Source organism: Azonexus fungiphilus, from assembly GCF_003634965.1.
GTDB lineage: Bacteria > Pseudomonadota > Gammaproteobacteria > Burkholderiales > Rhodocyclaceae > Azonexus > Azonexus fungiphilus.
This window is the reverse complement of record NZ_RBXP01000017.1, coordinates 146,409-160,652: the sequence shown is the minus strand read 5'-3', so window position 1 is coordinate 160,652 and position 14,244 is coordinate 146,409. Positions and strand designations below refer to the sequence as shown.

Sequence of the window (14,244 nt, the reverse complement as noted above, 5' to 3'; positions counted from 1 at the left end):
CCTGTTTTTGCGCACCATACGCCATTTCGCCGGAAAAGGGCAAAGCCGGGCGCAGCGAAATCCCCCGCGGCGGCCGGCGCAGGCGCTAAAATCCGCGGGCTTTTGCCGCAGTCTTGCGGTCGACCCAGTATTTGAGCCGATTTTCACCACGATGACCGATTACTCCGCCGCCTCGATCCGCGTCCTCAAGGACCTCGAACCCGTCAAGGAACGCCCCGGGATGTATACCCGGACGACCTGCCCGACGCACATCGTCCAGGAAGTCATCGACAACGCCGCCGACGAGGCGCTGGCTGGCTTCGCCAAGCGCATCTCGGTGCGCATCGGCAGCGACGGCGTGATCGAGGTTTCCGACAACGGCCGCGGCATTCCCGTCGAAATCCATCCGGAAGAAGGCAAGCCGGCGGTCGAACTGGTCTTCTGCAAGCTGCACGCCGGCGGCAAGTTCAACAAGAAGGAAGCCGGCAACGCCTACCGCTTCTCGGGCGGCCTGCACGGCGTCGGCGTCTCGGTGACCAACGCGCTGTCGACCCGGCTGGAAGTCGAGATCAAGCGCGGCGGCGGCGTCCATCGCATCGCCTTCGCCGACGGCTTCGTCGTCGAACCGCTGGCGCGCATCGGCGACGTCGGCCCGCGCACCACCGGCACCACGGTCCGCATTTCGCCCGATCCGAAGTACTTCGACTCGCCCAAGGTCAATCTCGGCCAGCTCGAGCACCTGCTGCGCTCGAAAGCCGTGCTCATGCCGAATGTCACGGTCGACCTCGAGATCGAGGGAGAAACCGCGAAAAGCTGGTGCTACCGCAACGGCATGGCCGACTACCTGACCGAAATGATGGTCGGCACGCCGGTGGCGCCGATCTTCGTCGGCGAGAAGTACGTCGAGGTGGAAAACGGCTTCGCCGTCGGCGAAGGCGCCACCTGGGCGCTGGCCTGGTTCGAGGAAGGCGGCGGCAAGCCGGAATCCTACGTCAACCTGATCCCGACGCTCGACGGCGGCACCCACGAAGCCGGCCTGAAGGCTGGCGTGTTCGAGGCGGTCAAGGCTTTCGCCGAGCACCACGCCATTCTGCCGGCCAAGGTCAAGCTGGCCCAGGAAGACGTCTGCGGACGGATGACCTACCTGCTCTCGGCCAAGGTCCTCGACCCGCAATTCCAGGGCCAGACCAAGGAAAAGCTGACTTCCCGCGACGCCTACAAGCTGGTCTCGCAGATGGTGCGCGACCCCTTCGAGCTGTGGCTGAACAACCACGCCGACCATGGCAAGAAGATCGCCGAACTGGCGGTCAAGGCGGCGCAGAACCGCATGAAGTCGACGCAGAAGGTCGAGAAGAAGAAGTCCTCCGGCATCGCCACCCTGCCCGGCAAGCTGACCGACTGCGAGTCCGACGACATCGCGCGCAACGAGATCTTCCTGGTCGAGGGCGATTCCGCCGGCGGCTCGGCCAAGCAGGGCCGCGACAAGGAAACCCAGGCGGTCCTGCCCTTGCGCGGCAAGGTGCTCAACACCTGGGAAGTCGAGCGCGACCAGCTGTTCAAGAACAACGAAGTGCACGACATTTCGGTGGCGGTCGGGGTCGACCCGCACGGCATCGAGAAAATCGACGAGGTTGACCTGTCCGGCCTGCGCTACGGCCGCATCATCGTGATGTCGGATGCCGACGTCGACGGCTCGCACATCCAGGTGCTGCTGTTCACGCTCTTCCTCAAGCACTTCCCGGCGCTGGTCGAGAAGGGCCACATCCACGTCGCCCAGCCGCCGCTGTTCCGCGTCGATGTCGAGGCCAAGGGCCACACGCGCAAGGTCTATTGCCTCGACGAAGCGGAAAAGGAACAGACCCTGCGCAAGCTGCGCGACGAGGGCGTCAATGAGAACAAGATCACCGTCTCGCGCTTCAAGGGCCTCGGCGAAATGAACCCGGACCAGCTCTGGGAAACCACGCTCTGCCCGGATACCCGCCGGCTGGTGCCGTTCCAGGCGCCGCGCGAGACGCTGCGCGAGATGGCGCAGACCTTCACGCTGCTGATGGGCAAGGGCGAGGCCGCAGGCCGCCGGGCCTGGATGGAAAAGGACGGCGGCCTGGTCGAGACCGACGTCTAGGAACGTCCCGGACCGTAGTCGCGGAGGTACTGGGCGCTCGCCTCGTCGAGCATCTGGGCGATGCGTTCGCTGCTGCTGGCGACATTGCGCGCCGCCTGGGCGTCCTTGCGCGCACCGGGGTCGAGCTGGGCGATCGCCAGGTCGAAGAAGATCCACTGGTTCCTGGCCAGCGCAATCGCCTGGCGGGCGGCGCGCGAATTCTCGCGGGCGGCGTCGAGTTCGGCCAGCCCGGTGGCGAACTCGCGGCGCGCCTGTTCGACGTCGAGGCGCAGCCCCTGGCTGCGGTCGCCGGACTGGATCTGCAGGGTCAGACGGGCCAGCCGCTGACCGAGCATGTTCAACCGCGTCGACAGGTCGAGCAGGCGGCCGAGCGGCATCTCGGCCTGGGCTTCGACCTGCAGCGCCAGCTTGCCGCTGGTGATCATCAGTTCATCGGCGAGCTGGACGACACGCTCGCCGGCCGCCGCGCCCGGACGCTCGAGTTCGCCGCGCAGTTCGCGCCAGAGGCTGTCGCAGCGGGCGTAGGTGCGCCGCGTGTCGGCCTTCTGCGCATAGCGGGCAAGGCGCGCCAGCGCCGCGTCGACGCGCTCGCCGCCGGCCCGCAGTTCGCGCCGGGCACGCTCGGCGTCGATGCCCATCGCCGCCTGGCGATGCAGCTTGGCCAAGCGCTGCGACTGCGTGCGCAGGCTGCCGGCGGCAACGATGTCCTGGGCAACCGGCGCGACCTCGGGATTTTCCTGGGCGCGGCAGGGCGTCAGGCAGAGCAGGCAGGCGAACAGCAGGCAGATTCTGGACATCGGCGGCATACGGCGGGACGGACGAGGCCGGCATTAACGCACGGCGAAATTGCGTCCTTGTTACAAAAACACCGAGCACCGGGACAATCCGCCTGCCGCCGACGCCCCGGCCTGGCCTATCATTCGCTTCCATGACCGAAGTCCGCCCGCCCCTCGCCGCCCGGCGCGCCCTGCTCACCGCCGGCGCGCTCTGGCTCGCCGGCTGCACGACGCTGCCGGCACCCCGCCCGGAAACCCCGCCACCGCCGACCGCCGTCCCGCAAGCGCCGCCGCGCAAGCCGAAGATCGGCCTGGCGCTGGGCGGTGGCGCCGCCCGCGGCTTCGCCCACATCGGCGTGATCAAGATGCTCGAGGCGCAAGGCATCGTCCCCGACTACGTCGTCGGCACCAGCGCCGGCGCCGTCGTCGGCGCGCTCTACGCCGGCGGCTTCGACGCCTTCGCCATGCAGAAGCTGGCGATCCAGCTCGACGAGACGCTGTTCGCCGACTGGACGTTGCGCGGCCCCGGCCTGCTCAAGGGCGAGGCGCTGCAGTCCTTCGTCAACAAGCACCTCAGGCAGCGGCCGCTGGAACGGCTCAAGCTCCCCTTCGGCGCCGTCGCCACCGACCTCAACAGCGGCGAACGGGTGTTCTTCCGGACCGGCGACAGCGGCATGGCGGTACGCGCCTCGGCCGCTGTCCCCGGCATCTTCCAGCCGGTGGCGATCAACGGCCGGCTCTACGTCGACGGCGGCCTGACCAGCCCGGTGCCGGTACGCGCGGCGCGCGAGATGGGCGCCGACTTCGTGATTGCCGTGGACATCTCGGCGATCCCCGACGGCCAGCCGGTCGACAGCATGAGCGCCATCCTCTGGCAGACCACGACGATCATGGGCGGCGTCATCGGCAAGAGCGAACTGGCCGGCGCCGACGTCGTCATCCGGCCGCGCCTGCCCTACGTCAAGTCCTGGGATTTCGCCGCCCGCCACGAAGCGATGATCGAGGGCGAGCGGGCGGCACTGGCCGCGCTCCCGGGCATCCGCCAGAAACTGGCGCTTTGAGGCAGTCGACCGTGAACACCCGGATCGTGCGCATGCCCAAGTACCCGGAATGCTGGCAAAGCTGCGGCTCCTGCGCCAGCGGCGACGTCTTCATCCTGGAAATGCTGGTCGCGCCGGGCGACCGGCTCGAACGCGACGACAACATCCTGACCCTGGAAACCGGCAAGGTCGCGCTCGACATTCCGACGCCCTGCGCCGGCCGTGTCGTCGAGGTCCATGTGATCGCCGGCGACCGCGTCGACGAAGGCGCGCCGCTGGTCACGCTGGCGATCGATTAAGCGGCTATGATCGGGGCGTCTGCCCCAGCGGAGTTCCTGCGCATGACCAGCACCGCCCTGCCCTCCCGGATCAACCTCGCCCTCCAGGGCGGCGGCGCCCACGGCGCCTTCACCTGGGGCGTGCTCGACGCGCTGCTCGAGGACGAATCGATCGATTTCGACGGCGTCAGCGGCACCAGCGCCGGCGCCATGAATGCCGCCTGCCTGGCCCACGGCCTGCTGCACGGCGGCCGCGACGGCGCGCGCCGGGCGCTCGCCGACTTCTGGCTGGCGATGGCCGACACGATGCCGGCGCAGTTCGGCAGCGCCCAGGCCAGCAGCATGGCACCGGCGCTGAAGATGATGCTGCAATGGACCGACCATCTCAGCCCGGAGCAGTTGAACCCCTTCGACCTCAACCCGCTGCGCGACGTCATCGAGCGCCAGATCGATTTCGCCGGCCTGCGCGCCGCCAGCCCGGTCAAGCTGTTCATCGCCGCCACCCAAGCCAACTCCGGCAAGCTGCGGCTGTTCCAGAACCACGAGCTGTCGGCCGACACGCTGCTCGCCTCGGCCTGCCTGCCGACCATCCACCGGACCATCGAGATCGACGGCGAACCTTACTGGGACGGCGGCTACAGCGCCAATCCGGCAGTTTTCCCGCTGGTCTACCAATGCCAGTCGGCGGACATCCTGCTGATCCTGCTGTCGCCGCTGCGTTTCAGCGAAACCCCGGCGAGCGCCAAGGAAATCCGCGAGCGCCTGCGCGAGCTGGCATTCAACGCCACCTTCCTGCGCGAGATGCGGATGTTCGCCCACCTGCGCGAGCAGATCGCCAGCCAGCAGCCGCTCCCCGACTGGCTGCTCGACCGCCTGCCGGTGGCCCGCCTGGAACGCCGCTTCGCCCGCCTGCGCTTCCACGCGATCAGCGCCGACAGCGTGCTCGGCGAATTGCCGGCCGACAGCAAGCTGGCGGTCAACCGGGTTTTCTTCGAAAAATTGCGCGACCAGGGCCGCGCCCACGCCGGCCGCTGGCTGGCCGAGCACCGCCAGGCCCTCGGCCGGCGGCCGACGCTCGACCTCGGCGCGCTGTTCTACTGAGCCGGCGGCTCGTCGACGACGATGCCCCAGTCGCCGAAGGTGTACCAGTCGTCGCCGAGCAGTTCAGCCGGATGCTGGGTGCGCCCGGAACCGTTGCCGCAGGCCATCTCGCCGGCCGGGCAATAGCGGTCGCAGCCCCAGCAGATACGCTCGGGGTGCTTCGGCTGCAGCGGGAATTTCTTGGCCATCAGCCCTGGCCGCCGGCGAGGATCTGCTGCATGCCGCGCATCACCGCCAGGTTGGCCTCTTCCATCCGCGTCAGCGCCTGCAGCGCACCGGCCGGATCGCCGCGGCGATAGCGGGCGACGGCCTGGCGGGCGTGGTCGTGCACCGCCTTGTGCGGGCTTTCCATCTCGCGGTAGCCGGGCAGCCGGGAGAAGCCGGCCTTGCCCTCGCCTTCGTAGTACCAGCGGCCGAGCCGGCATTCGGTTTCGTCCGGCAGCGCCTCCGGGGCAAGGTCGGAGAGGCCGAGCAGGACCTTGTATACCTCGAGCTTGAGCAGCAATTCCTCGACGTTGGCCAGTTCGGCGCTAGCCACCTGCGACGACGAGGCAATCGCCGCCTGCATCTGCCGCGACATCGCCAGCAGGCGCTGCATGCTCCGGGTCGCCGCCTCGCTTTCGGCACCGTGGCGGGCCGCCTCGTCGGCGCCGAGATCGATGGTCGCCTTGGCCTGGGCGGTTTCGCTCTGGATGCCGTCGACCAGCGTGCCGATCTCGGTCGTCGCCCGGGCGGTGCGTTCGGCCAGCTTGCGCACCTCGTCGGCGACCACCGCGAAACCGCGCCCGGCCTCACCGGCGCGGGCCGCCTCGATCGCCGCGTTGAGCGCCAGCAGGTTGGTCTGCTCGGCGATCTCCTGGATCAGCCGGACGATGCCGCCGATCTCGCCGACCCGGCGCGCCAGGTTCTCGACACTGCTGCCGGCGGCGCTGATGCGCCCGAACATGGCATGCAGGCTGGCGGCGATCTGCTCGAAGGCAGCGCGATTGGCATCGGATTCGGCGGCGGCCTCGCGGGCGCTCGCGGCTTCCACGGTCAACTGCCCGGAAAGGCCGGAAAACGACTGCTGGATGCCGGCCAGCGAACTGCCGAAACGGGGGATGTTGCCGAGTACGCCATCGAGCAGCGCCTGCCGCGCCAGCTGGGCCTCGCCCGCCGCCCGCGCGTCGCCAAGCTGGCGGCGCAACTCGTCGGCGGCCGCCTCGCTGGCCAGCAACTGCGTCCTGATGCGCTGATTCTCGGCCACCGCTGCCGCCAGCTCGCGCCGGGTCCGGATTCCAAACATGCTGCTTCCTGCCTCACTCAATTAATGTTGAGTAATTTACTCAGGAATTAGCCGCGCCGTCTTGATCTCTGCTAAATCCGCGCTCAGCTCGCCGCCAGCGCCGGCGGCCGCCGGCCGAACCGGTTGATCGCCAGCGACAGCAGGATGACGCTGCCACCGAGGGCGATCTTGGCGAGGTCGGCGTCGCGGTTCCAGATCAGCAGGTTGACCAGCAGGCCAAGCGGCACGTGCAGCTCGTTCATCACCGCCAGCGTGCCGGCATCGACGCGGACGCTGCCCTTGACCCACCAGAACAGGCCAAGCGCCGTCGCGAAAAGGCCCATCCACAGCAGCACGCCCCACTGGATCGCCGTCACCGGCAGCTTGTCCGGGTTGCCGAAGATCAGGAAGGACGGCAGCACGAGGACCAGCGCGCCGAGGAAGAAATGGCCGAAGAAGCGGTACAGCGGCAGCTCGACCGGATGATGCAGCAGCAGGTGGCGACAGAGCACCTGGCCGGCGGCGAAGGTCGCATTGGCGATCTGCAGCAGCACGAAGCCCCACAGGAATTCGCCAGCCAGCGGCTGCCAGCGGATCAGGATGCCGCCGCCGACGGCGACCGCGGCTGCGAACAGCGCCCAGCGGTTGAAGCGGCGTTCGAGCGCGTCCTCGATCAGGGTCACGTAGATCGGCGTCAGCACCGTGAACAGCAGCACTTCCGGCACCGTCAGCACGCTGAAGCTGCGGTACAGGCAGAGGTAGGTGATGCCGAACTGGAGCGCCCCGGCCAGCCAGAAACCGGCCGCCAGCCGTGCCGGCAGGCCGCGCCAGACGGTGAACGGCAGAAAGATCAGGGCGGCGACGGCAACCCGGGCAAGCACGGCGAAGTCGCTATCGACCTGGCCGGCGAGATACTGGCCGATCAGGCTGAAGGAAAACGACCAGATCAGGTTGACGATGAGCAGGTAGGACATGAGAACGGCCGGCGGCAAAAGCGCGAATGATAAAGGCAGGCGGCGCCGGCCGCTAAAAGAGTTGCAGCTCGGCCTGCACCGCCACCGGGACCGGCGTTGCCGGCGGCGGCTGCAGCCCGGCGGCGCGCACGCCGAGCAGGCGGATGCGCTTGCCGAGCGCGATGCGCTTCAGGCACTGCCCGGCCGCCTGGCGAATCGCCCGGGCGTCGGCCAGCGGTTCGGCCAGCGTCAGGTCGCGGGTGACCGTGCTGAAATCGGCGAAGCGCAGCTTGATGCCGATCGTCCGCGCTACCAGGCCCTTGCGCGCGAGGTCGTCGGCGACCCGGGCGCACAGCCCGGTGAAGGCCTCGGAGAGCGCCGCCCGGTCGAGGCCGACGTCGAGGTCGCGCTCGAAGGTGCTCTCGCGGCTGACCGATTTGGGGTCGCGCTCGGTCACCAGCGGCCGCTCGTCGATGCCGCGGGCGGCGCGCCACAGCCAGCTGCCGGTGCTGGCGCCGAAGCGGCGGACCAGTTCGCTCTCGGCCACCGCCGCCAGCTGGCCGACCGTGTCGACGCCCATGGCGCGCAACCGCTCGGCCGCTTTCGGGCCGATGCCGTTGATCTTGCGTGCCGCCAGCGGCCAGATCCGCGTCGGCACGTCCTCATGACCGAGGATGGTGATGCCGTCGGGCTTGTCGAGGTCGGAAGCGATCTTGGCCAGCAGCTTGTTCGGGGTGATGCCGATCGAGCAGGTCAGCCCGGTGGCCGCCAGCACCGCCTGCTTGATCCGCCGGGCCAGCGGCAGGCTGTCCTCGGCGATGCCGCTCAGGTCGATGTAGATCTCGTCGATGCCGCGGTCCTCGATCACCGGCGCGACGCTCGCCACCGCCGCCTTGAAACGCCGCGAGTAATCGCGGTAGGCGTCGAAGTTGGCCGGCAGCAGGATGGCGTCGGGCGCCAGTTGCGCCGCCTTCATCAGCCCCATCCCGGAAAACACGCCGAGCGCCCGCGCCTCGTAGGTCGAGGTGGTGATCACGCCACGCCCGACGTAATCGCGCAGGCGGGCGAAACGCAGGCTGCCGTCGGCCTGCTCGACCGGCCGATCGACGCGGCGACCGCCGACGACCACCGGCTGGCCGCGCAGCATCGGGTAATGCCGCAACTCGACCGAGGCAAAGAAGGCGTCCATGTCGAGGTGGGCGATGCGGCGATGACTGTTCATATCCACAGTATAAATCGCGAAATACCCCCAGCACCAGCCAGCAGCTTATCCACGATTTCTGTGGATAAGTCTGTGGAAGCGCACTGTGCGGTGTTTCTAGCCGACTGACGGATAAGCGCTTTTGTTGCGCTGCCCGTTTTTTGCGCAGTTGGCGGCATTGGCGTACACTGAGGTTCTGGCCGGATCGCTGATCCGGTATTCCGTACTCCCGAGGTCATCATGTCCACCGCGATCAGTTCCAGCTCCGCCCAGGATGCCTACCGCAGCCAGCTTGCCAGCAGCCGCAGCGAACGCTCGATCAATTCCCTGACCAGCAGCCTGAAGTCGGCCGAGAAGATGGCCAGCGCCATCGGTGCCGACAGCAGCGGCCTGAAGAATGCGCTGCAGCAGATCTCCGGGACGACCTCCACGAGCACCGCCGGCAGTTCGACGAAAGTCTCGCTGAGCAGCGAAGGCGTCGCCCGCCAGCAATCCGAAGTCAGCCGCCCGGAACGCCGCCAGTTCGGCTCGATCGACGAAGCGATCGCCTACGGCACGGCGCGCGCGGCCGAACAGCAGCAAGCCACCCGTACGGTCGACAGCGCCGACAAGACCTCGGCCAGCAGCGGCAGTTCCCGCCGCCAGTTCGCCTCGGTGGACGAGGCGATCGCCTACGGCACCGCGCGTGCCGCCGAACAATCCGGCCGCAGCAGCCAGACCGCCAGCCAGAACGAAGCGAGCACCGGCAACGGCCGCCGCCAGTTTGCCTCGACCGAGGAAGCGATCGCCTACGGCACGCAGCGCGCGCTCGAGCAGTACAACAAGCAGAAGCTGGCCCTCGGCTCGGCCAGCAGCTAAGACCGGACACGCCGATGCGGGGCGGCCGGCGGGCCGCCCCGTGTCGTTTACCGGCGGCAGCGGGTAAACTGCCGGCGATGACCGCCCTGCCCGCCCGCCCCCGCCTGCTGTCGCTGATTCCGCCGCTGACGCAACTGAACACGCCCTACCCGGCGACGGCCTACCTGACCGGCTTCCTGCGCTCGCGCGGCTTCCATGCGACGCAGGCCGACCTGGCGCTGGGCACCGTTCTCGAACTGCTCTCGCCGGCCGGCCTCGAACAGTTGCGGGCGGCGGCGGAAGCGCTGCCGCGCAAGCAGCGTTCGCCGACGATCAAGACCTTCCTCAACCAGTTCGAGCGCTACCGCGTCGCCACCGGGCCGGCGCTGGCGCTGCTGCAGGGACGCGACGGCTCGCTGGCGCACCGCATCTGCACGCGCGCCTTCCTGCCCGAGGGGCCGCGCTTCTCGGCGCTCGACCACTATGTCGACGACGGCAGCGGCGATCCGCTCGGCTGGGCCTTCGGCGCGCTCGGCATCCAGGACCGCGCCCGCCACCTGGCGACGCTCTTCCTCAACGACCTCGCCGACGTCATCCGCGAAGCCGCCGACCCCCGTTTCGAGTTCGTCCGCTACGCCGAATCGCTGGCCCAGAGCCAGCCCAGCTTCGAGCCGCTGGCGCAGGCGCTGGCGGCGCCGCCGACGCTGGTCGACACGACGCTGGAAAAACTGGCGATTTCGACGGTCGACCGTGAAAATCCGGATATTTTGCTGCTCTCGGTGCCCTTCCCCGGCTCGGTCTATGCCGCCTTCCGCATTGCCCAGGTGGTGAAGGCGAAGTCTCCACAGATCGTCATCGTCCTCGGCGGCGGCTGGGTCAATACCGAGTTGCGCGAATTGGCCGAGCCGCGCGTCTTCGACTATGTCGACTACGTCACCCTCGACGACGGCGAGGCGCCGCTGCTGGCGCTGATCGAGCACCTCGCCGGGGAACGGCCGCGGCTCAACCTGCTGCGCACCTTCACCCGCGTCGACGGTGCCGTGCGCTGGTTCACCAGCGGCGAGCCGGACGTGCCCTTCGAGGACGTCGGCACGCCGACCTGGGACGGCCTGCCGCTGGACCGTTACCTGTCGCTGCTCGACATGCTCAATCCGATGCACCGGCTGTGGTCGGACGGCCACTGGAATAAATTGACCGTCGCCCACGGCTGCTACTGGAAGAAATGCAGCTTCTGCGACGTCAGCCTCGACTACATCTCGCGCTTCGAGAGCGCCAACGCCAGCACGCTGGTCGACCGCATCGAGCGCATCGTCGACGAGACCGGCCACAGCGGTTTCCACTTTGTCGACGAGGCGGCACCGCCGAAGGCGCTGCGCGCGCTGGCCGAGGAACTGCAGCGGCGCAATCTGGCGATTTCCTGGTGGGGCAACGTCCGCTTCGAGAAGTCGTTCACGCCCGAACTCTGCCTGCAGCTCGCCGACAGCGGCTGCATCGCCATTTCCGGCGGCCTGGAAGTCGCTTCCGACCGCCTGCTGGCGCTGATGAAAAAAGGCGTCTCGGTCGACCAGGTGGCGCGCGTCACCCGGGCCTTCACGGACGCCGGCATCCTGGTCCATGCCTACCTGATGTACGGCTTCCCGACGCAGACCGTGCAGGACACGGTCGATGCGCTGGAATACGTGCGCCAGTTGTTCGCCGAGGGCTGCATCCAGTCCGGCTTCTTCCACCGTTTCGCGTGCACCGTGCATTCGCCGGTCGGCAGGAATCCCGCGGAATACGGCATCACGCTCAGGCCGGAACCGTTCAAGGGTTTCGGCAAAAATGACGTGGCCTTCATCGATCCGACCGGCACCGACCACGCCAGCCTCGGCCGGGGTTTGAACAAGGCGCTCTACAACTACATGCACGGCATCTGCCTCGACGACGACGTGCGCCGCTGGTTCGACGAGCGCGTGCCCAAGCCACGGGTCAAGCGCGACTTCATCGGCCGGGCGCTGGCCGGCAATCTCGCGTAAGCTTGCAGCCGCCCCGACCGAGACCTCACACCAAGATGAGATTCCGCCTCCATGCCAACAGCCTGACCACCCGACTGATCCTGCTCGGTTCGCTACTGCTGCTCGTCGGTGCGCTCAGCCGCATCGTCTTCCTCAGCAGCTACCTGCGCGACGACCTGACCCGGCTGACTTCGGCCCAGCTGTCCTCGATCGCCCACTATGCGGCCCAGGATGTCGACCGCGACATCGTCGCCCGCCAGGGCCTGCTCAGCCATCTGGCCGGCAAGCTGCCGCAGGCGCTGCTCGGGCAACCGGGCCAACTGCGCAGCTGGCTGCAGGAACGCCAGGAAGCCAATCCGCTGTTCTCGCGCGGTCTCTTCGTGCTCGATACCGATGGCCGGGTCATCGCTGACTTTCCGACGATTCCCGGTCGCGGCGGCAGTTCTGCCGCCGACCGCGACTACTTCCGCGAGGCCAGCCAGGGGCGGGCGGCCATCGGACGGCCGACAATCGGCCGCGTCGCGGCCTTTCCCATCCTGCCCATGGCGGCACCGCTGGTGGACGCCGACGGCACGGTACGCGGGGTACTCGTCGGTGTTTCCGAGCTGCAATCGGGAAATTTCCTGGCGGCGCTTTACACCACCCGGATCGGAGAAACCGGGGGCTTGCTGCTGATCTCGCCACGCGACAAGCTATTTGTCGGGGCCTCGGATCCGTCGCTGATTCTTGCACCGACACCGCCCCCAGGCGTCAATCAGCTGCACGACCTGGCGATGAACGGCTTTCGCGGCAGCGGGGTCACGGTCAACGCCAAAGGGGTCGAGGAAATCGCTGCCACCGCATCGGTGCCGAGCGTCGACTGGTTTGTCGTCGCCCGCCTGCCAACCAGCGAGGCCCATGCCTCGGTCGGCCGGCTGACCCATTACATCCTGCGCAACACGGCGATCATCCTGCCGCTCTTCATCCTGGTGATGATCCTGATCATGCACTGGATGATGCGGCCGCTGATGGACACCGCCAACCGGGCCGACCGCATGACCCTCGGCGAGCTCCCGCTGGAACCGCTGCCGGTGGTGCGCAACGACGAAGTCGGTCACCTCACCGCGGCCTTCAACCGGGTGCTCTCGAAGCTGCTGGAAAGCCGTGCCGAGCTCAGCCACATGGCCCACCACGACCAGCTCACCGGCCTGCCCAACCGCAAGCTGCTGACCGACCGCATGCAGCTGGCGCTGGCTCGCGCGCAGCGCAACCGCGGCCGGATCGCCGTGCTTTTCCTCGATCTCGACGGCTTCAAGCCGATCAACGACCGCCACGGCCACGAAGCCGGCGACCTTGCCCTGAGCGCCGTCGCCGAGCGACTGACCGCGGTGATCCGGCGCGAGGACACGCTCGCCCGCGTCGGCGGCGACGAATTCGTGATCCTGCTATCGGACCTCGACGAGCGCGCCACAGACACCGCCGAGAAGGTCGCCGAGAAATGCCTGGCCGCCTTCGCCGCCCCCTTCCGGCTGGCCCAGGGCGCCTTCCCCCTCGGCACCTCGATCGGGATCGCCATCGGCGACGGCGACAGCGACCCCGAGCGCCTGCTGATCGCCGCCGACCAGGCGATGTACCGGGCCAAGGAAGCCGGCCGCGGGCGTTATGCGGTCGCCGCCGACAGCGACGCCAGCCCGGCGTAATCGACGACTTCGGCAATCCGGTCGGCCAGGCCGGCGAGAACCGCGGCCTGGACCGTCGCCGCCGCCAGCGGGCGCCCGTCCGCCGCCGCCAGGTCGCGGGTGGCGCAGGCATCGGCGACGATGCCGACCGGCCAGCCGCGATGGAAGGCCTCGCGCGCGGTCGAATCGACGCAATTGTGGGTCATGTAGCCGGCGATCAGCAATTGCCCGACGCCGTCCCGGCGCAGCCTGTCGGCCAGGCCGGTACCGGCGAAGGCCGACGGCTGGCGCTTGACGATCAGCGTCTCGCCGGCGCCCGGGGCCAGCCCGGCGAGCGCCTCGACCGCCGGCGTCCCCTCGGCGAACAGCGGCGCCCCGGCCGGCAGGCGATGGTGGACGTGGATCACCGCCAGCCCGATCCGCCCCGCCCAGTCGCGCAGGCGGCGCGCGACCGCACTCGCCGCCGCTTCACCGGGCAAGGCCAGCGGCCCGCTGCGATAGGCCTGCTGGTAGTCGATCAGGAGCAGCGCCGTGCGCTCGACCGCCAGCGGCCCGCCGCCGGCAAAGCACGGGGCGACGCCGGCCAGCGCGCGCAGGCTCGGCCCGCTCACGATTGGCTCCCGGCGCGGCGGGCGGCCTGGCTGCGGCCGTCGTAGCCCCAATCGGTGGCCGGCAGTTCCTGCAGGGCGACGTAGACCGGCGCCGTCGTCGGGCCGATGCAGGCGCCGAGCATGCCGGCGGCGGCGGCGATGAACTCGGCCTTCTCGGCGGCGCTGTTGGTGCCGGCGGTGATCGTCGCCAGCAGGCTGGCGGCGCTGGCGACCGCCTCGCCGTCGGCGGCAAAGGCAGCCAGCGGCAGCTGGCTGACGCTGCTCACGGTAAGCGCCGGGTTCTTGCGCAGGATGCGCTGCATCAGCTGCGTGCTCTCGCGTTGCAAGGCGGTCACGGCAGCGGCCGGCAGCGGCGTCGGGGTACTCAGGGTAATCTGGATCAAGGGCATGGTTGTCTCCTGTCAAAGCCACGAACGCATGATTGCAAGTC

Annotated in this window: 14 protein-coding genes; 7 read left to right on the top strand and 7 right to left on the bottom strand. The window is 68.8% G+C overall.

What is annotated here, in order from left to right; genetic code table 11:
* Positions 1 to 151: 151 nt before the first annotated feature.
* Positions 152 to 2,101: a DNA topoisomerase IV subunit B gene (gene parE, locus DFR40_RS13390; RefSeq protein ID WP_121459002.1), complete on the top strand. Its 1,950-nt coding sequence runs from the start codon at positions 152 to 154 to the stop codon at positions 2,099 to 2,101.
* Here the strand turns inward: parE and DFR40_RS13385 are convergent.
* Complete coding sequence (locus DFR40_RS13385; RefSeq protein ID WP_170160226.1) at positions 2,098 to 2,898, bottom strand: type IV pili methyl-accepting chemotaxis transducer N-terminal domain-containing protein; 801 nt, start codon at positions 2,896 to 2,898, stop codon at positions 2,098 to 2,100. The two genes, parE and DFR40_RS13385, sit on opposite strands and share 4 nt — an antisense overlap.
* Before the next feature lie 131 nt (positions 2,899 to 3,029).
* Here DFR40_RS13385 and DFR40_RS13380 point away from each other — a divergent pair, with 131 nt between their 5' ends.
* From DFR40_RS13380 to DFR40_RS13370, 3 genes are read left to right on the top strand one after another with little or no spacing between them, the layout of a single operon-like run.
* Complete coding sequence (locus DFR40_RS13380; protein WP_121459000.1) at positions 3,030 to 3,938, top strand: patatin-like phospholipase family protein; 909 nt, start codon at positions 3,030 to 3,032, stop codon at positions 3,936 to 3,938.
* An 11-nt stretch (positions 3,939 to 3,949) separates the two neighbouring features.
* Positions 3,950 to 4,216 (top strand): biotin/lipoyl-containing protein, encoded by a 267-nt coding sequence (locus DFR40_RS13375; protein WP_121458999.1) that lies wholly within the window; start codon positions 3,950 to 3,952, stop codon positions 4,214 to 4,216.
* 42 nt (positions 4,217 to 4,258) lie between these two features.
* The gene (locus DFR40_RS13370; RefSeq protein WP_121458998.1) at positions 4,259 to 5,296 is read left to right on the top strand and encodes a patatin-like phospholipase family protein; all 1,038 of its coding nucleotides are present in this window, start codon (positions 4,259 to 4,261) and stop codon (positions 5,294 to 5,296) included.
* On the opposite strand, the gene DFR40_RS13365 is transcribed toward DFR40_RS13370, so the two are convergent.
* The 4 genes from DFR40_RS13365 to dinB form a co-directional block, all read right to left on the bottom strand.
* Positions 5,290 to 5,484, bottom strand: coding sequence for a DUF3079 domain-containing protein (locus DFR40_RS13365; RefSeq protein ID WP_121458997.1), 195 nt, complete (start codon positions 5,482 to 5,484; stop codon positions 5,290 to 5,292). The genes DFR40_RS13370 and DFR40_RS13365 overlap by 7 nt on opposite strands.
* Entirely contained in the window at positions 5,484 to 6,581 is a 1,098-nt protein-coding gene (locus DFR40_RS17495) for a methyl-accepting chemotaxis protein (RefSeq protein WP_121458996.1), read from the bottom strand. The genes DFR40_RS13365 and DFR40_RS17495 overlap by 1 nt, the downstream gene beginning before the upstream one ends.
* Positions 6,582 to 6,664: 83 nt before the next feature.
* On the bottom strand, positions 6,665 to 7,534 hold the full coding sequence (locus tag DFR40_RS13355; protein ID WP_121458995.1) for an EamA family transporter: 870 nt from the start codon (positions 7,532 to 7,534) through the stop codon (positions 6,665 to 6,667).
* A gap of 52 nt (positions 7,535 to 7,586) precedes the next feature.
* The gene (gene dinB, locus DFR40_RS13350) at positions 7,587 to 8,735 is read right to left on the bottom strand and encodes a DNA polymerase IV (protein WP_121458994.1); all 1,149 of its coding nucleotides are present in this window, start codon (positions 8,733 to 8,735) and stop codon (positions 7,587 to 7,589) included.
* A 219-nt stretch (positions 8,736 to 8,954) separates the two neighbouring features.
* Here dinB and DFR40_RS13345 point away from each other — a divergent pair, with 219 nt between their 5' ends.
* The 3 genes from DFR40_RS13345 to DFR40_RS13335 all read left to right on the top strand — a co-directional run bounded on the left by DFR40_RS13345 (position 8,955) and on the right by DFR40_RS13335 (position 13,224).
* A complete protein-coding gene (locus tag DFR40_RS13345) occupies positions 8,955 to 9,572 on the top strand; it encodes a hypothetical protein (protein ID WP_121458993.1) in 618 nt (205 codons plus the stop codon).
* 77 nt (positions 9,573 to 9,649) lie between these two features.
* Positions 9,650 to 11,566, top strand: coding sequence for a B12-binding domain-containing radical SAM protein (locus DFR40_RS13340; protein ID WP_121458992.1), 1,917 nt, complete (start codon positions 9,650 to 9,652; stop codon positions 11,564 to 11,566).
* A gap of 35 nt (positions 11,567 to 11,601) precedes the next feature.
* Positions 11,602 to 13,224, top strand: a complete 1,623-nt coding sequence (locus DFR40_RS13335; RefSeq protein WP_121458991.1) for a sensor domain-containing diguanylate cyclase — start codon at positions 11,602 to 11,604, stop codon at positions 13,222 to 13,224.
* On the opposite strand, the gene DFR40_RS17175 is transcribed toward DFR40_RS13335, so the two are convergent.
* Together DFR40_RS17175 and DFR40_RS17170 are read right to left on the bottom strand one after the other, a co-directional pair.
* Positions 13,185 to 13,814 (bottom strand): cysteine hydrolase family protein, encoded by a 630-nt coding sequence (locus tag DFR40_RS17175; RefSeq protein ID WP_170160225.1) that lies wholly within the window; start codon positions 13,812 to 13,814, stop codon positions 13,185 to 13,187. The two genes, DFR40_RS13335 and DFR40_RS17175, sit on opposite strands and share 40 nt — an antisense overlap.
* On the bottom strand, positions 13,811 to 14,203 hold the full coding sequence (locus DFR40_RS17170) for a 4-oxalocrotonate tautomerase (protein WP_170160224.1): 393 nt from the start codon (positions 14,201 to 14,203) through the stop codon (positions 13,811 to 13,813). The genes DFR40_RS17175 and DFR40_RS17170 overlap by 4 nt, the downstream gene beginning before the upstream one ends.
* Positions 14,204 to 14,244 lie beyond the last annotated feature (41 nt).